The organism is Streptomyces sp. CB02959 (assembly GCF_002803155.1).
Lineage (GTDB): Bacteria > Actinomycetota > Actinomycetes > Streptomycetales > Streptomycetaceae > Streptomyces.
This window is the reverse complement of sequence record NZ_NNBP01000051.1, coordinates 13,057-31,201: the sequence shown is the minus strand read 5'-3', so window position 1 is coordinate 31,201 and position 18,145 is coordinate 13,057. Positions and strand designations below refer to the sequence as shown.

The window sequence follows — 18,145 nt, the reverse complement described above, 5'->3', positions numbered from 1 at the left end:
GCCGCTGCCGGAGGTGGTGGACGCCGAGGTGCTGGCGGACGACGGCGGCGGGGCGGACGGGTATCCGGCGGACGGGCGTGCGCAGGATGGTTTCGGCAGCGGCGGCCGGATGGCGGGCCACGGCCGGCGGGCCGCGGCGGGCGCCGAGCGCGATCCCCGGGACCCGGTCGTCCGGCGCGCCCTCCAGGCCGCGACGGCCGCCGCCCAACTCCCCGACCACCCGCTGCTCGACCAGGTCTTCGACGTCTTCGCGCAGGACGGCAGCCTGTGGATCGTCGGGGAGCTGCTCCCGGCCCGCCCGCTGTCCGCAGTCCTCACCGGGCGGACGCTGAGCCCGCACCGCGCCGCGGAGATCGCCGCCGATCTGCTCACCGCCCTGCGCGCCCTGCACGCGCACGGCTGGCTCCACCGCAACATCACCGCCCGGACGGTCCTGGTCTGCGACGACGGCCGGGCCGTGCTGACCGGTCTGGCGGCCGGGGCGGCCCAGGAGGCGCTGTGCGGGTACGACCCGGTGCCGAGGGCGCCGGCCGCGGAGGTCTCGTTGGCCAAGGCGGCCTCGGGGCGCGGTGCCGGGGGCGACGGCGGAGCCGGTGGCAGTGGCGCGGCCGATGACGCGGTCGGCGCGGGGCCGACCGGGCTGGCCGCCGAGCGGGCCCGGCAGGCGCGGTTCCAGGTGGTCGGCGCGGTGACCGAGCGCTGGGCGCCGGAGCAGGCCGGGCCGGTGGACGGGGCCGGGGCGCCGGTGGGGCCGGCCGTGGATCTGTGGGCGGTGGGCGCGCTGCTGTTCCGCGCGGTGCAGGGGCATCCGCCGTTCCCCGAGGAGAGCGCCGTCGAGCTCGCGCGGCTGGTGGGGGCGCAGGCGCCCGCCGAGGCCGTGGGGGGTGGGGTGCTGCGGCCGGTCATCGAGGAGCTGCTGTGTGCGGATCCGGCCGGGCGGCCGGGTGCCGAGGAGTTGCGCGGGCGGCTGCGGGCGCTGGTGCGGACGGCGCCGGAGCCGGAGTTGGGTCGCCGGACGGTGTCCCTGCCCGCGCTGGCGGGGCCCGGCGATCCGCGGCGGCTGCCGATCCTCCGGCGGCGGGGCGAGCTGGTCCGCCGCCGGCGGCCGAAGAAGTTCCGGGCGGGTCCGTCCCGGTCCGCCGAGCGGCCCGCGGGGCCCCGTCCGGCCAAGGCGCCGCGGTCCGCCGGGCGTTCGTCCGGTGGGGCGTCGGCGCCGGTGGAGCTGCCGGGCCGGGTCGGGGTCGGTCCCGTGCCGCAGCGGCGCCCCGGGCGGGGGCCGCGCAGTCCGCGGAGCCTGGGCCTGGTGCTGCTCACCGTGGTCCTGCTGCTGATGGTGGCCGGGATCGCCTACGCCGTGGTGTTCCTGCCGAAGTCCGGGGCGGACGCGGCGGGCGGACCGTCCGGCGCGGACCTCTCCGGCACCTCGGGTGCGGTTCCCGGCAGCAGTCCCACCCCTTCGCCCGGCCGGGACGGCGACGACGGCAAGGGCGCCGGGCGCCCGCCGGGCACCGGCGCGCCGCAGACCACCGCCCCCGGCGATGTCGCCCCCGGCTTCGCGCTGCGCACCGATCCCCTGGGGTTCCAGATCGCGGTGCGCAAGGGCTGGCAGCGCAGCGCCGTCGCGGACCGCGGCCAGGTGCGCTACACGGGCGGCGGCTTCGAGCTGCTGGTGGTGCCCGGCCGTGACGCGACGGCGCAGTTCGGCGCCGACCCGATGGCGTACCAGCAGGACAAGGAGCCGGAGCTGGCGGCGTTCCGGGACGCCGGCTGGTCGTCGGTCTCCGGGCTGCGGCGGATCGACGTCGGGCAGACGGCGATGGCCGAGGGCACCTTCAGCTGGAAGGACGGCGGCGGCCGCCAGGTCTACGCCCGCAACCTCGCGATGATCGACAAGGGGCGCTACCACCTCGTCCTGGTCATCGGTCCGGACAGCGGCCGGACCGAGGTGGACCGGCTGTACGCCCAGGCGAGCAGCGCCTACCGTCCCGGCCGGCCCTGACGCCGGGGGCGTTGCGGGCCGTCATGGCGCGCTCAGTTCGCGTTCCAGCGGGGTGCGGAAGCGCGGGGTGACGCGGACGTCGCCGAGCCAGGCCGCCAGCCGGGCCGCCTCCGCCGCGACCGCCTCGGCGGCGGCGCTGCCGCCCTCGTCGGAGAGCAGGTGCCGGACGATCTCGCCGTCGGGGCGCTGGGCCCAGCTGCCGATGATCCGGCCGTTCCACCACACCGTCGGTCCGATGTTGCCGCTGCGGTCGAAGAGCCGGGGTGCCATGGCCGGGTCGAGGTACCAGTCGCGGGCCTTCCAGCCCATCGAGGTCGGGTCGAGGCCCGGCAGCAGGGCGGCCCATGGTGCGGGCGCTGGGACGGGGTCGAGGTCGTCGGGGAGTACGACCCCGGTGCTGCCGCCGTCGTCGAGGGCGACCTCGACGGCGCCGACGGCGGCCAGTGCGTGCCGGGTGTCGGTGAGTGTCCAGCCGGTCCACCATTTGAGGTCCTCGACGGTGGCCGGGCCGTAGGCGGCGAGCCAGCGGCGGGCGAGTGCGGCGCGCGCCTCGGGGGCCGGCGGTGCCGCCAGGTCGACGAGCGCGGTGCCGGGTGCCCAGCGGAAGGTGCTGCTGGTCCAGCCGCCGCGCGGTCGGCTGCGGCGGATGCTGCCCTCGGCGGCCAGCGTCCGCAGCAGCCGGCTGGTGACCGCGACGGTGGCCTCGTAGGGCTTGCCGGGGGAGTTCACGACGGTGGCGCGCAGCTCGGGCACCGCGGCGGAGAGGTCGGCGGCGGTCGCCTCGCCGCGGTCGGCCAGCGCGGTCAGTGTCCGGTCCGTCACCTCGGCCAGTCGCCGTTCGTCCCAGCCCAGTCCCTCCCGGACCCATTTGGCCAGGTCGCGCCGTTCCCTGGCGGCGATGGTGCGGGCGGTGGAGGAGGCGACGACCGGTGCCAGTTCCGCGTCGATCGCGAAGAGGGTGCGCCGCATGCACAGCATCCGCACCAGCGACCGGTCCTCGTACAGTGCCCGCTCGACCTCCTTGGGGTCCGGTGCGGCCAGCCGGGCGCAGGCCGCCAGGTGGACGGTGGCCGGGTCGCTGGCGTGCAGGGCGACGACCGCGTCGGCGGTCTCCTCGGCGGTGGCCGCCCGGCAGTCGGGGGCGAGCAGATGCCGTCGGCCGAGGCGGGCGCGGCGCTGGGCGGTGTCGATCCGGGGCCGGGTGCGGGGCGCGGGGTGGCTCATGGCGCCCGACCGTAGTGGGCATCCAGGACAGTGTCTGTCCGCTATGGGCGGGCCCCGAACCGCTCCCGCAGTTCCTGCTTGAGCACCTTGCGCAGGGTCGCCCCGCGCGGCAGGGCGGGCAGCACCTCCAGCCGCTCCGGCAGCTTGTGCCGGGCGAGTCCTTGCGCGAGCAGCCGCGAGGTGACCGCGTCGAGCGTCAACTCGGCGGATCCCGGCGGCTGTTCGACGACCGCGCAGACCAGTTCGCCGCGCTCGGGGTCCGGTAGTCCGATGACCGCCGCGTCCGCGATGTCCGGGTGGCGGTAGAGGAGGTCCTCGATCTCCCGGGCGGAGATGTTCTCGCCCTTGCGGATGATGATGTCCTTGAGGCGGCCGGTGATGACGAGGTGGCCGGTGGATGTGAGGTGCCCGAGGTCGCCGGTGCGCAGGAAGCCGTCGGCGGTGAAGGGGGCTCCTTCCGCGCCCTCGGCGCCTCCCGTGCCCTCGGGGTCTGGGGGCGGGTCCGGTTCGTCCAGGTAGCCGCGGCAGACGGCCGGGCCGCGCAGCAGGATCTCCCCGCTGTCCGGCGCGATCCGGATCTCCATCCCGGCGGGCGGCCGGCCGTCGGTGGCGGCCAGTAGTTCGGGGCCGTCGTGCGGGTCGCCCATGGTGACCATCGGGGCCTCGGTGAGGGCGTAGCCGTGGGTGAGCTGGCAGCCCAGCTCGGCCACCACCTCGTGGTACAGCGCGGGCGGTTTGGGGGCGCCGCCGCCGGCCAGCAGGCGCAGTGCGGGCAGCAGTCGCCGCCCCGGCGGCAGGGCGCGCTGGGCGGCGAGGAAGAGGGAGTAGAAGGCGGTGGAGCCGCCGGCCACGGTGACCCGGTGGCGGCGGTAGGGGGCGAGCGCGGCGGGCAGCGCGAAGTGCTCCACGAGGACGGCCGGGATGCCGTGGGTGAGCAGCATGACGGTGTAGTCGGGCCCGGCGACGTGGGCGTACGGGAAGGCCATCGAGCCGACGTCGTCGGGGCCCAGGCGCAGTGCGGCGCCCAGGCAGGTGCCGGCGGTGCGCAGGCTGCGGTCGGTGTGCAGCACGCCGCGGGGGGCGGCGGTGGTGCCGGAGGTCCAGTAGATCCAGCGGGGTGCGTCGGGGTCGGTGGGCGGCGGGGGCAGGGTGGCCGGGTCGCCGTCCGGCAGGGGGGCGTACCCGGCGATGACGGTCGGTGGCGCGGGCAGTTCGGCGGCCAGGCGCACCATCGCGGTGTGGTCGATGCCGCGGTGGCGGCCGGGTCCGTCGGGTCCGTCGGGTCCGTCGGGTCCACTGGGGTCACCGGGTCCACTGGGGTCACCGGGTCCACTGGGGTCACCGGGACCGCCGGGTATGACGACGAAGGCGGCGCGGGTGCGGCGCAGCACCTGGCCCAGCTCGTGTGTGCCGTAGAGCGGCAGGACCGGGCTCTGTACCGCGCCGAGCCGGGCCAGGGCCAGGCTGACCAGCACCGTTTCGATCCGGGTGGGCAGTTGCCAGACCACCCGGCTGCCGGGGCGGACGCCGTGTGCGGCCAGCCCGGCGGCGACCCGTTCGGCGCGCTCGCGCAGTGCGCCGAAGGTGATCCGGCGCTCGTCCCGGGCGGATTCCGCGCCCTGGACGAGGGCGGTGGCGTCCGGTGTGCGGGCGGCGCGCCAGAGGACCAGGTCCCACAGGGTGCTGCCGGTCATGCGGGCTCCCCCCATTGCTGACGATCCGTCAGATCAGTGCCCGAGGGTAGGGGCCGACGCCTTGTCGGTCCAGGGGGCCGGGGCTAGCCTGGAGTCAAAACTGACGGGCCATCAGGTAATTGGGTGGGTCGACCGACAGGGGCGAGGGGAAACGATGGCGAACCCGACCGAGCCACCGCGCGGCACCAGCGCCGCCGACCATGCGGGCCCGCCCGCCGGCCGCCGCGGGACCCCGCTCCCGGCGACGCACCGGGACCGCTAGTGGACCTCACCTTCACCGCGGAGGAGGAAGCCTTCCGGGCCCGGCTGCGGACCTGGCTCGCCGAGGTGCTGCCGAAGCTGCCGCCGAAGCCCGCCGCCACCGACTGGCCCGGCCGCCGGGCCTACGACGCGGCCTGGCAGCGGATGCTGTACGACGCCGGGTACGCCGGCCTGCACTGGCCCACCGACGCCGGCGGCCGGGGCGCCACCCCCACCCAGCACCTGATCTTCCTGGAAGAGACCGAGAAGGCCGGCGCGCCCTACGTCGGCGCCAACTTCGTCGGGCTGCTGCACGCCGGCCCCACCATCGCCGCCGAAGGCACCGCCGCGCAGCGCGCCCGCTGGCTGCCGCCGATCCTGCGCGGCGACGAGATCTGGTGCCAGGGCTTCAGTGAACCGGACGCCGGCTCCGACCTGGCCGCGCTGCGCACCCGGGCGGTCCGGGACGGCGACGCCTACGTGGTGACCGGTGCCAAGATCTGGACCTCGCACGCCGAGGTCGCCGACTGGTGCGAACTGCTGGTCCGCACCGACCCGGAGGCCCCCCGGCACCGCGGTATCAGCTGGCTGGCGATGCCGATGGACGCCCCCGGGGTGACCGTGCGGCCGCTGCGCACGCTGGCCGGCTCCACGGAGTTCGCCGAGGTGTTCCTCGACGAGGTCCGGATCCCGGTCGGCAACCGCATCGGCGCCGAGCACGACGGCTGGCGGGTGACGATGGTGACGCTCTCCTTCGAGCGCGGCACCGCCTTCGTCGGCGAGGTGGTGGCCTGCCGCCGGGTGCTCGCCGAACTCGCCCGCGCCGCCCGCGCCAACGGCCGCTGGGACGACGACGTGCTCCGCCGCCGACTGGGCCGGCTGAACGCCGAGTTCGCCGCGCTGTGGCGGCTGACCCAGTGGAACGTCAGCGAGGCCATGGCGGTCTCCCCTGGTCGGGGCGGTTCCCCCGGGCGAGCGAAGCCGGTCGCGGGGGAGGGTGCGAGGCCCAGGGGGAGCATCGGCGGCGTCCCCGGCACCGGCGGCTCGGTCTTCAAACTGCGCTACTCGCACGCCCGCCAGGAGCTCTACGACGCGGCGGCCGAGGTGCTCGGCGGGCAGGCGCTGGACGCGGCGCACCCCTGGGTGGCCGACCGGCTCTCGTCCCTCTCGTACACCATCGCCGCGGGCACCTCGCAGATCCAGCGGAACATCGTCGCCGAGCGGATCCTCGGCCTGCCGAAGGGGCGGTGAGCGGACCGGTGGACTTCCAACTCAGCCCGGACCAAAGGGCGTTGAGGGCCGGCACCCGGGAGTTGCTGACCGGCCGCTTCGACCGGGACCGGCTGCGCGCGGCCGTCGACGACCCGGCGCTGGACCGCGCGCTGTGGCGGGAGCTGGCCGACGCCGGGTTCTTCGCGCTGCGGCTCCCGGAGGCGGACGGCGGCGTCGGGCTGGGGCTGCCGGAGGCCGCCCTGGTCTTCGAGGAGGCCGGCCGGGCGCTGCTGCCGGGGCCGCTGGTGGCCGGCCACCTGCTGGCCGGGGCGGTGGACGGGGTGGCCGCCGGTGAACGGATCGTCGCCCTGTGTGACGAGTCGGCCGACCCGGCCCTGTGGGAACATCCGGCCGACTGCGACGAGTTGATCTTCCTGGAGGGGGGTGCGCCGGAGCGTGCCGGCCGCGCGCACCGTAGTGCGCCCGCCGAGGTCACCCGCGCCCCCTTCGCGTCGGTCGACCCCCTCACCCCGCTCGCCCGCGTCACCGGCCGCCCGCGCGCCATCCCGTGCGACGGCCTGGACGTGCCCCGGCTGCGCCGCGAGGCGGCCCTGCTGACCGCCGCCCAGCAGCTGGGCAGCGCGGCCCGGACGGTGGAGATGGCGGTCGCCCACGCCCGGCAGCGCACCCAGTTCGGCGCGCCGATCGGCTCCTTCCAGGCGGTCAAGCACCTGTGCGCCGGGATGCTGGTCCGCGCCGAGCTGGCCCGCGTCGCGGTCTACGCGGCGGCGGTGACCGGGGACGCCCTCGATATCACGGGCGCCAAGCTGCTGGCGGACGAGGCCGCGGTGCACAACGCCCGGGACTGCCTCCAGGTGCACGGCGGCATGGGCTTCACCTGGGAGGCCGATGTTCATCTGCACCTCAAGCGGGCCTGGCTGCGGGCCGAGACGTGGGGTGGCGCGCGGGAGGCGACGGAGCGCCTGGCGGACGCGCTGGCGGGGTGAGGGGGTGCGCCGGCGCCCGTCGAAGATCACGGAGCGTTGCGGTCACGCCGCCGATGTCAGACTCTTGCAGCTCGTGTGCGAAATGTCGGACCCCTCACGCATAAGCGGTCACGGAGGGTCGATATCGGGTTGTGTCCTAGGCGTGACTCGTCACACGCGGGAGTCGGGGGTGTGCTCGGGTACGCTCCGTGGGGTGCGAGTGGTTCTGTTGCGCAATGGTCGCGGTGCCGTCGGAAGGACGGCTCCGGGGTACCGACTGCACGCCGCTCGCCTCGGGCTAGGCCCCGATGACCCCCCATGTTCGACTCCCCGCGCTGTGCGTCGCACAGTATGCCGCACGCATACTCCCTTGCGCTGGAATATGCCCGAAGCGGTTGTTGCGGTGACTGAACGTCAACCATGCTGTGCTTCGCCGGAGTCACGCACCGTGATTCCGTGGAGGCGCGAGGCGATGTTTCCGCCGGTTCGGATGGTGTGAGCGGTGCAGGTGCTTCAGGTGCAGTTGGAAGTGCGGCCCGACCCCGCGGAAGTGGGGCGGGCCCGGCGGTGGGCCCGGTCGAGGCTCGCAGGGTCGGGCATAGGGGCGGACGAGCCGCTCGCCGAGACGCTGATCCTGCTGATCTCCGAGCTGGTCACCAATGCGGTGGTGCACACCGGCTCGTCGGCCCGGCTCCGCATGTGCTTCTCGGGCACCGGTGCCGTGGTGGGCACCGTGCGGGTCGAGGTGGTGGACGCCAGTGCCCGGCCGCCGCGCCCCCGGCACGCGGACGGCGAGGACACCAACGGCCGTGGCCTGGAGCTCGTCGACGGTCTCGCGGACCGCTGGGGCTGGCAGCCGGAGGGGGCCGGCAAGCGGATCTGGTGCGAAGTGGACCGCGGGCAGACGCTGCTGATGGCGGCGGGGGCGGACCTGGGGGCGTATGACCCTGCTTGCGCCGCGACAAATAGGGCGTAGGTAGCTGAATCGGTTCGCCTGGCGCGGAATTAGTCCAGACCAGGTGTTGACGTGGCGTGCCCTGGTGATCACGCTTGGGGGAGCGATGCGCCGTGAGGGGACGGCAAGGTCGCGTCGGGCCGTCGGCCCGCGGCCTTGGCGAGTGCGGATCGCGTTCCGGAGCCGGGTGGCGGTCCGCGGTGCCGTGCTCGGGGCGCGCAGCGCGCGCCGCCACCCGGCCGGCCCGGGACCGACGGTTCGCCGGGGACGCCGCCCCGGACCTCACAGCACCGCCACCGGCGCGACCGGACTGCCGGTGCCGCCGACGAACGGCTCGGCCATTGCGGACAGCAGGAAGGCGTAGCGGCCCTCCTGGGCGCAGGCCGCCGACAGCTCCTCCAGATTCCAGTTCTGGCCCTGCAGCATGCCCATCTCGACCAGGTGCAGGGCGTGCACCGGCAGCCACAGGCCCTCGACCTCCGGCGGGAAGACCTCGAAGACCAGGGTGTCGTTGGCGACCGCGGCGACCCCGCGGGCGTGGAACCACTCCGGGGTGCGCAGCGACAGCCCGGGCGACGGCATCGCGTACGCCTCCCGATCGCCGGCCAGGTAGTGCTGGATCTGCCCGGTCCGGATCAGGACGACGTCGCCGGAGCGGACCGTCGTCCCGGCCAACTCCTCGGCGGCGTCCAGGTCCTCCGGCGTGACCGCGTGCCCGCCCGGCAGCCGCTCGGTGCCGTGGGCCCGGGCCACGTCGAGCAGTACGCCGCGGGAGGTGATCGGGGGGACCTTCTCGATGCCCAGTGCGGTGGCGCCGCGGTGTGCGGTGACGGCGTCGGCGGGCCGGTCGTTGTAGAGCCGCCCGGAGTGCGAGACGTGGGTCAGGCCGTCCCAGTGGGTGGCGGCCTGGAGGCCCATGGTGACGGTGTCGTCGGAGGTGGCGACCGTGCCCGGGCCGAAGATCTCCTGGTTGATGGCGACCATGGTGTGCAGCGGGTTGACCCGCCCCGGGATCATGCCGGTCTGGACGCCGTTCTGCTGGAGCGGTAGCGCGAGCGGGACGCGGCGGCCGCTGCGGACCGTCGCGGCGGCGGCGCGCACCACCTCCGGGGTGATCAGGTTCAGGGTGCCGATCTCGTCGTCCGGGCCCCAGCGGCCCCAGTTGTTCACGCGCCGGGCGATGTCGTGGAACTCCTGCGGCAGGGGCATGGGGTGCTCCTCGGCGTCGGGTGGGGGCGGTTCGGTTCCGGTGCGGGCGGGCGGCCGGCGGGGTGGCCGGTGCCGTCGTGGCCGGCCCCGCCCTCTTGTGTCCCGGGCTTGCGTCCGGGGTCTTGTGCTCGTACCGCGTCTGCTCAAAAATCTAACGGTCCGTCAGAAACTGTGGGAAGGGGCGCGGCATGGGGAACTTCTTGGCCGGCAAGGTGGTCGCCGTCACGGGGGCCGGCCGCGGCATCGGGCGGGCCGTCGCCCTCGCGGCCGCCGCCGAGGGCGCGAAGGTGGTGGTCAACGACTACGGCGTCTCCATCGAGGGCGGCGAGCCCAGCAGCGAGGTGGCCGAGGCGGTGGTCAAGGAGATCGAGGCGGCGGGCGGCACCGCAACGGCCGTCGCCGACGACGTCTCCACGATGGCCGGCGGCCAGCGGATCGTGGACACCGCGCTGGCCGAGTACGGCCGGATCGACGGAGTGGTGTGCGTGGCCGGCATCCTGCGCGAACGGATGCTCTTCAACATGTCCGAGGAGGAGTGGGACCCGGTCGTCGCCACGCACCTCAAGGGCACCTTCACGGTGTTCCGGGCCGCCGCGGCGGTGATGCGCCGGCAGAAGTCCGGCACGCTGATCGGCTTCACCAGCGGCAACCACCAGGGCAGCGTCGCCCAGGCCAACTACGCCTCGGCGAAGGGCGGCATCATCTCGCTGGTGCGCAGCGCGGCGCTCGGCCTGCACAAGTACGGGGTGACGGCGAACGCGGTGGCGCCGGTCGCCCGGACGCGGATGTCGGCCAACGTGCCGATGGAGCTGGCGGAGATCGGCGAACCGGAGGACGTGGCGGCGTTCGTCGTCTACCTGCTGAGCGAACGGGCCCGCGCCGACGGGGTCACCGGCCAGGTGTACACCGTGGCCGGGCCGAAGATCGCGGTGTGGGCCCAGCCGAGGGAGCTGCGCTCCGTCTACGCCGACGGGGGCGGCTGGACGCCGGAGCGGGTCGCCGAGGCGGTGGCGGGGTCGGTCGGGGTGGACCCCATGCCGATGCTGGCGCAGCTGGAGGAGATGGCGCGGGCCGCGGCGGCCAAGGAGCGGCCCAATTCGTAGGGGGGCGTTTTTGCGCCTGCGGCGGGCGTTGCCGCTGCGCGCGGCTGTTCGGGGGGCGGTGCCGGGCCTGCGGGGTGGGCGGGTGGGTTCGGGGAGCGTTGGGGCTGGTGTGAGTGGGAGGGTTCCGGTGGATTTCGGGTTCGGGGACGAGGATGAGGCGTTTCGGGGGGAGGTGCGGGCCTGGCTGGATGCCCATCTCGTGGGGGCCTTCGCCTCGTTGGGGGCGGGGGGTGGGCCCGGGAGCGAGCATGTGGGGGTGGGGGTCCGGCGGGACTGGGAGCGGGAGTTGGGGCGCGGGGGGTGGATCGGGCTGGGGTGGGACCGGGCGCACGGGGAGTACGGGAACCGGGCCGGGTCGCTGACGCAGCAGGTGGTGTGGGCGGAGGAGTACGCGCGGGCCGGGGCGCCGGGCCGGGTGGGGCACATCGGGGAGAACCTGCTGGCGCCGACCCTGATCGCGTACGGGGACGAGGCGCAGCGGAGGCGGTTCCTGCCGGCCGTGGCGCGGGGCGAGGAGCTGTGGTGCCAGGGGTACAGCGAGCCGGAGGCGGGGTCGGACCTGGCGGGGCTGCGGACGGTGGCGGTCCGGGACGGGGACGGGTACCGGATCAGCGGGCAGAAGGTGTGGACCTCGTTGGCCGCGGAGGCCGACTGGTGCTTCGTCCTGGCGCGCACGGATCCGGGGGAGCGGCGGCACCGGGGGCTGTCGTTCCTGCTGGTGCCGATGGACCAGCCGGGGCGGGTCGAGGTGCGGCCGATCCGGCAGATGTCGGGGACCGCGGAGTTCAACGAGGTGTTCTTCGACGGGGCGGTGGCGCGCGCCGATCACGTGGTGGGCGGCGAGGGCGCCGGCTGGCGGGTGGCGATGGGGCTGCTGGCCCTGGAACGGGGGGTGTCGACGCTCGTCCAGCAGATCGGTTTCGCACGGGAGTTGGGTGAGGTGGTCGGTGCGGCGGTGCGCGGCGGGGCGGTGCGCGATCCAGTGCTGCGTGAGCAACTCGTAAGGCAGTGGGCAGAGTTGGAGGTGATGCGGTGGAACGCGTTGCGGACCCTGGGGGCGGCGGGCGACGCGGGGGCGCCGAGCGTGGCGAAGCTGCTGTGGGGAGGGTGGCACCAGCGGTTGGGGGAGCTGGCGATGCGGGTGCGGGGCGCGGTCGCCGCCGTGGGCCCCGGTGAGTGGTCCGCCGCGGCGCCGTACGAACTCGACGCGTGGCAAAGGCTGTTCCTGTTCACCCGGGCCGACACGATCTACGGCGGCTCGGACGAGATCCAGCGCAACATCATCGCCGAGCGGGTGCTCGGCCTGCCGAGAGCGGAGCGGTTCAGATGAAAGGCGTCATATTCGACGGTGAGCAGGCCCGGGTCGTGGACGATCTGGAGGTGCGGGACCCGGGGCCGGGCGAGGTGCTGGTGGGGATCCGGGCGGCCGGGTTGTGCCACAGCGACCTGTCGGTGATCGACGGGACGATTCCGTTTCCGGTGCCGGTGGTGTTGGGGCACGAGGGTGCGGGGGTCGTCGAGGCCGTGGGGGCGGGCGTGGGCCATGTGGCGCCCGGCGACCATGTGGCGCTGTCGACGCTGGCGAACTGCGGGACGTGCGCGGAGTGCGACCGGGGGCGGCCGACGATGTGCCGCAAGGCGATCGGGATGCCCGGCACGCCGTTCCGGCGGGGCGGTGCGGAGCTGTACAGCTTCGCGTCGAACTCGGCGTTCGCGGAGCGGACGGTCGTCAAGGCGGTGCAGGCGGTGAAGATCCCGAAGGAGATCCCGCTGACGTCGGCCGCGCTGATCGGGTGCGGGGTGCTGACCGGTGTGGGCGCGGTGCTGAACCGGGCGCGGGTGGACCGCGGGGACTCGGTGGTGGTGATCGGCGCCGGCGGCATCGGCCTCAACGTGCTCCAGGGCGCGCGCATCGCGGGTGCCTCGGTGATCGTGGCGGTGGACGCCAATCCCGAGAAGGAGGCGGCGGCACGGCAGTTCGGGGCGACCCACTTCGTCGACGCGTCGGCCGTGCCGGACGCCGTCAAGGCGGTGAAGGAGATCCTGCCGACCGGCGCCGACCACACCTTCGAGTGCGTGGGCAGCACGCGGCTGATCCGGCAGGCGATCGACCTGCTGGACCGGCACGGGCAGGCGGTGCTGCTGGGCGTCCCGCCGGCCACCGCGGAGGCGTCCTTCCTGGTCTCCTCCATGTACCTGGACAAGTCCATCCTCGGCTGCCGCTACGGCTCCGCCCGCCCGCAGCGGGACATCGCCCTCTACGCCCGGATGTACCGCGAAGGGCGGCTGCTGCTCGACGAGTTGGTGACCGCGACGTACCAGGTGACGGACTTCGCCAAGGCGGCGGACGACGCGCATCACGGGCGGGTGGCGCGGGCGGTGCTGGTCTTCGACGGGCCCTGAGGGCCTGAGCGGGGCGGCAGTACGGGAAGCGTGGCCGCTGGCCCGATCCTTGCGATGCCTGACCCTTGGGTCACTCGTTCGGTCGGGCCGGCTCCCCGAAGCTGCTCAGGTGACCCGCATATCGCCCGAGCCACCCGTACGCGCCGATGCCGCCGCCCCCGTGAACGCGGGGCCGCCGCCCGGTGCGGCCCCCGTCCGCCGGCGGCCGCACCGGGCCTGGTCGGTCGCCGCCGTCACCTTCCTCACCCTCATCGGCGCGGCCGGCTTCGCCTCCCTGCCCGGCCTGCTGATCGACCCGCTGCACGCGGAGTTCCACTGGTCGCGCGGCACCATCGGCCTAGCGGTCTCGGTCAACCTCGCCCTCTACGGGCTGACCGCGCCGTTCGCCGCCGCCCTGATGGACCGCTTCGGCATCCGCCGGGTGGTGGCCGCCGCGCTGACCGTGATCGCGGCCGGCGCCGGCCTCACCGTCTTCATGACCACCAGCTGGCAACTCATCCTGCTCTGGGGCGTGCTGGTCGGCCTGGGCAGCGGCTCGATGGCCCTGGCCTTCGCCGCGACCGTCACCAACCGCTGGTTCACCGCCCGCCGCGGCCTGGTCACCGGCATCCTCACCGCGGCCGGCGCCTCCGGCCAGCTGGTCTTCCTGCCGCTCCTGTCGATGATCGTCGAGCGCCACTCCTGGCGCCCGGCCGCCGTGACCGTCGCCCTCGCCGCCCTCGCCGTCGTCCCCCTGGTGTGGCTCCTGCTGCGCGACCACCCCGCCGACGTCGGCAGCACCCCGTACGGCGCGGAGGAGTTCGTCCCCAAGCCGCCCCCGCAGCGCGGCGCCGCCCGCCGTGCCCTGGGTGCCCTCTTCGCGGCGGCCCGCACGACCCCGTTCTGGCTGCTGTCCGGCACCTTCGCGATCTGCGGCGCCACCACGAACGGCCTGGTCAAGACCCACTTCGTACCCGCCGCCCACGACCACGGCATGCCCATGACGGCGGCCGCCTCGCTCCTCGCCGTGATCGGCGTCTTCGACATCGTCGGCACCATCGGCTCCGGCTGGCTCACCGACCGCTTCGACACCCGCCGCCTCCTCGCCGTCTACTACGCCCTCCGCGGCCTCTCCCTCCTCTTCCTCCCCTTCCTCCTCTCCGCCGCCGTCCACCCCCCGATGGTCTTCTTCATCGTCTTCTACGGCCTCGACTGGGTCGCCACCGTCCCGCCGACCCTCGCCCTCTGCCGCGCCCACTACGGCGACGACAGCGCCATCGTCTTCGGCTGGGTCCTCGCCGCCCACCAGGTCGGCGCCGCCCTCATCGCCTTCCTGGGCGGCCTGGCCCGCGACGCCCTCGGCACCTACGACCCGGTCTGGTACGCCTCGGGCGCCCTGTGCGCGGTGGCGGCACTGATGGCGCTGGTGCTGCGGGGGAGGACGGCGGCCGTCACGGCCTGAGTGCGCGGCGCCTGCCCTGCTGCGCCTCGTCTTTACCGGCCACGCACACCAGCGAGCCCCGGTCCGGGAGGGGCCGGGGCTTGGTGGTGGGTGGTGCGGGTAGTCCGGCGCCTCAGCCGATCGCCGCTCCGCCACGCTTCACGTCGTCGATGAAGGCGGCCCAGGCGGCCGTGCCGAAGGTGAGATGGGGGCCTATGGGGTCCTTGCTGTCGCGTACGGGTATGACGCCGGGGGTGTCGTCGGCGACCTCGACGCAGTCGCCACCCTTGTCGCTGTGGTTGCTCTTCCGCCATTCGGCGCCGGCAAGATGGGGGATGTTGCAGGCGACCTCCACGCATTCGCCCTGGGAGCCGCTGTAACTGGACTTGCGAAACTCGAATGCGGTCACCGTCACTCCTTGAACAGGCTGGCCAGCGGGGAGCAGGTTTGCGCCTTCCGCTGGGTTCAGCCGAAGGGCGGTTCGTTGTCCTTGAGGGCTTTGATGAATGCGTACCAGGCGGCCGTGCTGAAGGCGAGATGGCAGCCTATGGGTTCCTTGCTGTCGCGTACGGGTATGACGCCGGGCGTGCTGTCGGCGACCTCGATGCAGTTGCCTCCCGTTCCGCTGTAGCTGCTCTTGCGCCATGCGGTGCCATGAAGTTTTAGGGTGCTCATCCCTCGATGCCTCTCTCATGTCCCTGCCGCTACAAGTCCTTCCGCACCGTGGCGATCAGGTCCAGGCTGTCCCCAGGGCTCAACGCGATGGACCGCAGCGAGTCGAAGATGAGCGTATGTTCCTCGACCTCTTCCTGCGTCTCCATGTAGAGCATGCCGGTGCGGTGCTCTACGCAGACCACATCGGAATAGGTGGGATTGGGAAAGCTGAACAGCACGAACGACCCGTTCAGCCCCGCGTGTGCCCCGGCCCGATCAGGGATGATCTGCACTTCGACGGAGGGGCGTTCGGACATGGTTGCCAGGTGGTCCAGTTGCTCTCGCATCGCTTGCCGGCCGCCTACCTGGAGCCGTAGGGCAGCCTCCGTCTCGATCACGCAGATGCGCGGTGGATCGGCCCGCTCCAGCACTTCCTGGCGCTTTATCCGTGACTCCACCATTGCCTCGATCTCCTCGTGTCCGAGGGTGGACGGCGGACAGGAGAGTACAGCTCGGGCGTAGTCGGGAGTCTGCAACAGTCCCGCGATCAGGCTGCTTTCGTACGACCGGACGTAGTTGGCCGTCGCCTCGTAATCGATGAAGTCGGTGAACGTGGGGCGCGCGAGGCCCACCCGCTGTACCCAGCCGGGTTCTCGACTGCGCCGCGCCAGCTGCACCATGTCATCGACGAGGGCCTGGTCGCCGTCGACCCCGTAGAACCTCAGCAGATCGCGCAGTTCGCCCAACGAGATGCCCAGTCGGGCGTTCTCAATCTTGTTGATCTTCGTGCGATGGCATCCGATGCGCTCGGCTGCCTCCTGCGGAGACTTCCCTGCCTGCTCCCGGAACTCGACCAGCTTTGCTGCAAGTCGTCGCCGTCGGACCGTCGGACGCGTTCCGGCCATGAAGTACCCCTCCTGAGCGGCTTGTTACTCGCACACTAGCGGTCGATCCAGATGCTGGCACTAGTGCCAATGGCGCACTTGCCAAAATCGTGAGCGCCGAGCACTCTAGTGCTCAGTAGCAGAGCGTGTCTGTCTGATGACCGCTTGGAATGCTCGTCGCTCCGTCATGCGCAGCAAGGGGATAGCCATGTCCACACGCGCCCGGCCAGCCGCACCACGTATCGCACCCGTCACGCCAACCTCAGTCGCCTACCGCCTACCGAGCGAACCCCGCAGTGTCGGCTGGGTTCGCAGAGAGTTGCGGCGGCAGCTGGAGCAGTGGGGGCTGGCCGGTGAACTGGGTGAATCTGCAGCGCTGTTGGTGTCGGAGCTGGTGACCAACGCGGTGCGGGCGCAGACGGCGGGCGGCGGTACCTGGGTCGGTGTCCGGTTCGCGCTGGAGGGCGGTGGGCGGCGGGTGCGGCTGGAGGTGCGGGACGGGAGTGGTGGCCGTCCCGTGATCAACGACAAGCAAGCAGAAGAGACGGAAGAGGGGGCCGCGGAATGTGGTCGTGGGTTGGTGCTCGTGGATGCCTTGGCAAGTGGCTGGGGCGTGGAGCCGGACGGCATCGGAAAGGTCGTGTGGGCGGAGTTGGCCGTATCGGGGGCGTGGCCAGGTACTGGGCGGAGGTGACGGTGCGGTGTCCGGACGGGGCGACGATCCGGCTCGGGGGGTGGGCGTCGTCCTCGCCTCGTCGGGCCGTGGGATGGATGCGGACGCGGGCGCGGCAGGTGGCGCAGCAGCTGGGTGCGCCGTGCGACGGCGGGGTGCCGGCGTGGCTCGGGGAAAGGGTGGAGTTCGCGGCGGCCGTGGGCGCGCTGGAGTGCGGAAGTCCGTTACGGCTGACGGTCGTCGACGCGGAGGGGTGCGCCTACGACCTGGTCGCCCGGCGCGAAGGAGTGTCCTGGGCGGACGTGCGGGGGTCGGCGTGGCTGGCGGCGTGAGCGGGGGGTTCGGCGCGGCGGGGGTGTGGTGCGAGCGCGTGGTGTACCGGTCGGTGCGCGCGGAGGAGGTCGTGTCGTGGTCGGCGTTGGCCGTCGCCGATCCGGTGCGTGCCGTGCGGGCGATCCGGATGGATGCCCGGCGGTGGGCAGGCGGGGCGACCGGTGGCGGGCAGGTGGGTGCGGTTGCCGCGCTGTACCGGGGCGAGTCGTGCGGGTTGGCGCTCGACTGCGGCGGGCTGTGGGTGGAGTGGTCGGCCCGGCCGGTGTTCTTTCTGCCCGTCGTCGGTCGTACGGGGCCCCGGTGTACGGGAGCGGGCGAACGGGCGGGTGGCTTCGGTGGTCTTTCGGTGGCGGGCGCTGGGTTCCGGTAGGCGGCTTGCGGGCTGGCGGCTCCGTAGGCCGAGGGGTCTGCCGGTGGCCTACTGGGTGAAGCGTCCGAACGTTCCCCGGTGGAAGAGGAGGGGGCCCCGGGGTGCGGCGGTCGGGTCGGTGCCGAGGGCCTCGACGCGGCCGACGACGATGTGGTGGTCGCCGCCGGTGTGGACGGCGTGGATCGTGCAGTCGATCCAGGCGGGGACGTCCGCGAGGCGGGGGGAGCCGGTGGCCGGGGCCGGGGTGTGGTGGACGCCGGCGAACTTGTCGGCGCCGCTGACGGCGAACCCGCGGCAGAGGTCGCCCTGTGCGGCGCCGAGGATGTTCACGCAGAAGACGCCGGCCTGCGCGAGGCGCGGCCAGGTCGTGGAGGTGCGGGCCACCATGAACGCCACCAGGGGCGGGTCCAGGGAGAGGGAGGCGAAGGACTGGCAGGCGAAACCGGCCGGGCCCGCCTCTCCGGGGGCCGTGATGATCGTGACGCCGCTCGCGAAGTGGCCCAGCACGGAGCGAAATTCGGCCGGGTCCAAGGGGGCGCGTTCGTCGTCGCGTACGGCGCGTAACGGGGGGCGCGCGGCGGTGGCGCGGGCGTGGGCGGCCGGCGGCGCAGCGGTGGTGGGGGCGCCAACGGAGCGGAGGTAGCGGATGGCTGTGGCCGCCATTCCGGCGTGTCCCATCATGCCGTCCATTGAATCTGATGGATCGTCAGATCGGAAGGGGTGGGGGCCACTCGCATGGGTGGTTTGGTCGGGAAAAGCGGGCTGGAACATGGTGGTTCGGGGGAG

At 73.7% G+C, this 18,145-nt stretch carries 17 protein-coding genes; 10 read left to right on the top strand and 7 right to left on the bottom strand.

Annotated features, from left to right (window positions below; all coding sequences use genetic code 11):
* Positions 1 to 1,999 (top strand): protein kinase (locus tag CG747_RS44575; protein WP_100607602.1); only part of this gene is annotated, 1,999 nt, incomplete at its 5' end.
* 21 nt (positions 2,000 to 2,020) lie between these two features.
* On the opposite strand, the gene CG747_RS44570 is transcribed toward CG747_RS44575, so the two are convergent.
* Positions 2,021 to 3,223, bottom strand: a complete 1,203-nt coding sequence (locus tag CG747_RS44570) for a winged helix DNA-binding domain-containing protein (RefSeq protein WP_100607597.1) — start codon at positions 3,221 to 3,223, stop codon at positions 2,021 to 2,023.
* 41 nt (positions 3,224 to 3,264) lie between these two features.
* Positions 3,265 to 4,917 carry a class I adenylate-forming enzyme family protein gene (locus CG747_RS44565; protein WP_100607596.1) on the bottom strand — a complete coding sequence of 551 codons (1,653 nt, stop codon included), beginning with the start codon at positions 4,915 to 4,917 and terminating at the stop codon, positions 3,265 to 3,267.
* Between the two features lie 261 nt (positions 4,918 to 5,178).
* Here CG747_RS44565 and CG747_RS44560 point away from each other — a divergent pair, with 261 nt between their 5' ends.
* The 3 genes from CG747_RS44560 (at position 5,179) to CG747_RS44550 (ending at position 8,331) form a co-directional block, all read left to right on the top strand.
* Positions 5,179 to 6,408 carry an acyl-CoA dehydrogenase family protein gene (locus tag CG747_RS44560; protein WP_100607595.1) on the top strand — a complete coding sequence of 410 codons (1,230 nt, stop codon included), beginning with the start codon at positions 5,179 to 5,181 and terminating at the stop codon, positions 6,406 to 6,408.
* 8 nt (positions 6,409 to 6,416) lie between these two features.
* Complete coding sequence (locus CG747_RS44555; RefSeq protein WP_100607601.1) at positions 6,417 to 7,376, top strand: acyl-CoA dehydrogenase family protein; 960 nt, start codon at positions 6,417 to 6,419, stop codon at positions 7,374 to 7,376.
* A 481-nt stretch (positions 7,377 to 7,857) separates the two neighbouring features.
* Positions 7,858 to 8,331 carry an ATP-binding protein gene (locus tag CG747_RS44550; protein ID WP_100607594.1) on the top strand — a complete coding sequence of 158 codons (474 nt, stop codon included), beginning with the start codon at positions 7,858 to 7,860 and terminating at the stop codon, positions 8,329 to 8,331.
* A gap of 261 nt (positions 8,332 to 8,592) precedes the next feature.
* Here CG747_RS44550 and CG747_RS44545 read toward each other — a convergent pair whose 3' ends face one another.
* The gene (locus tag CG747_RS44545; protein WP_100607593.1) at positions 8,593 to 9,519 is read right to left on the bottom strand and encodes a cyclase family protein; all 927 of its coding nucleotides are present in this window, start codon (positions 9,517 to 9,519) and stop codon (positions 8,593 to 8,595) included.
* 188 nt (positions 9,520 to 9,707) lie between these two features.
* On the opposite strand from CG747_RS44545, the gene CG747_RS44540 reads away from it, so the two are divergent.
* The 4 genes from CG747_RS44540 to CG747_RS44525 all read left to right on the top strand — a co-directional run bounded on the left by CG747_RS44540 (position 9,708) and on the right by CG747_RS44525 (position 14,466).
* On the top strand, positions 9,708 to 10,622 hold the full coding sequence (locus tag CG747_RS44540; protein WP_100607592.1) for an SDR family NAD(P)-dependent oxidoreductase: 915 nt from the start codon (positions 9,708 to 9,710) through the stop codon (positions 10,620 to 10,622).
* 127 nt (positions 10,623 to 10,749) lie between these two features.
* Positions 10,750 to 11,952: an acyl-CoA dehydrogenase family protein gene (locus tag CG747_RS44535; protein ID WP_100607591.1), complete on the top strand. Its 1,203-nt coding sequence runs from the start codon at positions 10,750 to 10,752 to the stop codon at positions 11,950 to 11,952.
* Positions 11,949 to 13,025: a Zn-dependent alcohol dehydrogenase gene (locus CG747_RS44530; protein WP_100607590.1), complete on the top strand. Its 1,077-nt coding sequence runs from the start codon at positions 11,949 to 11,951 to the stop codon at positions 13,023 to 13,025. Before CG747_RS44535 ends, CG747_RS44530 begins: the two co-directional genes overlap by 4 nt.
* A 160-nt stretch (positions 13,026 to 13,185) precedes the next feature.
* Positions 13,186 to 14,466 (top strand): MFS transporter, encoded by a 1,281-nt coding sequence (locus tag CG747_RS44525; protein WP_257981188.1) that lies wholly within the window; start codon positions 13,186 to 13,188, stop codon positions 14,464 to 14,466.
* Positions 14,467 to 14,578: 112 nt separating this feature from the next.
* Here the strand turns inward: CG747_RS44525 and CG747_RS44520 are convergent, their stop codons facing one another.
* From CG747_RS44520 to CG747_RS44510, 3 genes are read right to left on the bottom strand one after another with little or no spacing between them, the layout of a single operon-like run.
* Complete coding sequence (locus CG747_RS44520; protein ID WP_100607588.1) at positions 14,579 to 14,854, bottom strand: DUF397 domain-containing protein; 276 nt, start codon at positions 14,852 to 14,854, stop codon at positions 14,579 to 14,581.
* Positions 14,855 to 14,910: 56 nt separating this feature from the next.
* Positions 14,911 to 15,120 carry a DUF397 domain-containing protein gene (locus tag CG747_RS44515; RefSeq protein WP_100607587.1) on the bottom strand — a complete coding sequence of 70 codons (210 nt, stop codon included), beginning with the start codon at positions 15,118 to 15,120 and terminating at the stop codon, positions 14,911 to 14,913.
* Between the two features lie 29 nt (positions 15,121 to 15,149).
* Positions 15,150 to 16,004: a helix-turn-helix transcriptional regulator gene (locus tag CG747_RS44510; RefSeq protein ID WP_100607586.1), complete on the bottom strand. Its 855-nt coding sequence runs from the start codon at positions 16,002 to 16,004 to the stop codon at positions 15,150 to 15,152.
* A 187-nt stretch (positions 16,005 to 16,191) separates the two neighbouring features.
* Here CG747_RS44510 and CG747_RS44505 point away from each other — a divergent pair, with 187 nt between their 5' ends.
* Both CG747_RS44505 and CG747_RS44500 read left to right on the top strand, forming a co-directional pair.
* The gene (locus CG747_RS44505; protein WP_257981187.1) at positions 16,192 to 16,677 is read left to right on the top strand and encodes an ATP-binding protein; all 486 of its coding nucleotides are present in this window, start codon (positions 16,192 to 16,194) and stop codon (positions 16,675 to 16,677) included.
* A gap of 77 nt (positions 16,678 to 16,754) precedes the next feature.
* On the top strand, positions 16,755 to 16,988 hold the full coding sequence (locus CG747_RS44500; RefSeq protein ID WP_146022280.1) for a hypothetical protein: 234 nt from the start codon (positions 16,755 to 16,757) through the stop codon (positions 16,986 to 16,988).
* A 419-nt stretch (positions 16,989 to 17,407) separates the two neighbouring features.
* Here CG747_RS44500 and CG747_RS44490 read toward each other — a convergent pair whose 3' ends face one another.
* Positions 17,408 to 18,049 (bottom strand): flavin reductase family protein, encoded by a 642-nt coding sequence (locus CG747_RS44490; RefSeq protein WP_257981186.1) that lies wholly within the window; start codon positions 18,047 to 18,049, stop codon positions 17,408 to 17,410.
* Between the last annotated feature and the right edge of the window lie 96 nt (positions 18,050 to 18,145).

Bases quoted from the DNA above. Each gene is read 5' to 3' on its own strand.
- CG747_RS44570 (WP_100607597.1), bottom strand. From the start codon at position 3,223: ATGAGCCACCCCGCGCCCCGCACCCGGCCCCGGATCGACACCGCCCAG.
- CG747_RS44565 (WP_100607596.1), bottom strand. From the start codon at position 4,917: ATGACCGGCAGCACCCTGTGGGACCTGGTCCTCTGGCGCGCCGCCCGC.
- CG747_RS44545 (WP_100607593.1), bottom strand. From the start codon at position 9,519: ATGCCCCTGCCGCAGGAGTTCCACGACATCGCCCGGCGCGTGAACAAC.
- CG747_RS44540 (WP_100607592.1), top strand. From the start codon at position 9,708: ATGGGGAACTTCTTGGCCGGCAAGGTGGTCGCCGTCACGGGGGCCGGC.
- CG747_RS44530 (WP_100607590.1), top strand. From the start codon at position 11,949: ATGAAAGGCGTCATATTCGACGGTGAGCAGGCCCGGGTCGTGGACGAT.
- CG747_RS44515 (WP_100607587.1), bottom strand. From the start codon at position 15,120: ATGAGCACCCTAAAACTTCATGGCACCGCATGGCGCAAGAGCAGCTAC.
- CG747_RS44510 (WP_100607586.1), bottom strand. From the start codon at position 16,004: ATGGCCGGAACGCGTCCGACGGTCCGACGGCGACGACTTGCAGCAAAG.
- CG747_RS44505 (WP_257981187.1), top strand. From the start codon at position 16,192: ATGTCCACACGCGCCCGGCCAGCCGCACCACGTATCGCACCCGTCACG.
- CG747_RS44500 (WP_146022280.1), top strand. From the start codon at position 16,755: ATGCGGACGCGGGCGCGGCAGGTGGCGCAGCAGCTGGGTGCGCCGTGC.
- CG747_RS44490 (WP_257981186.1), bottom strand. From the start codon at position 18,049: ATGGACGGCATGATGGGACACGCCGGAATGGCGGCCACAGCCATCCGC.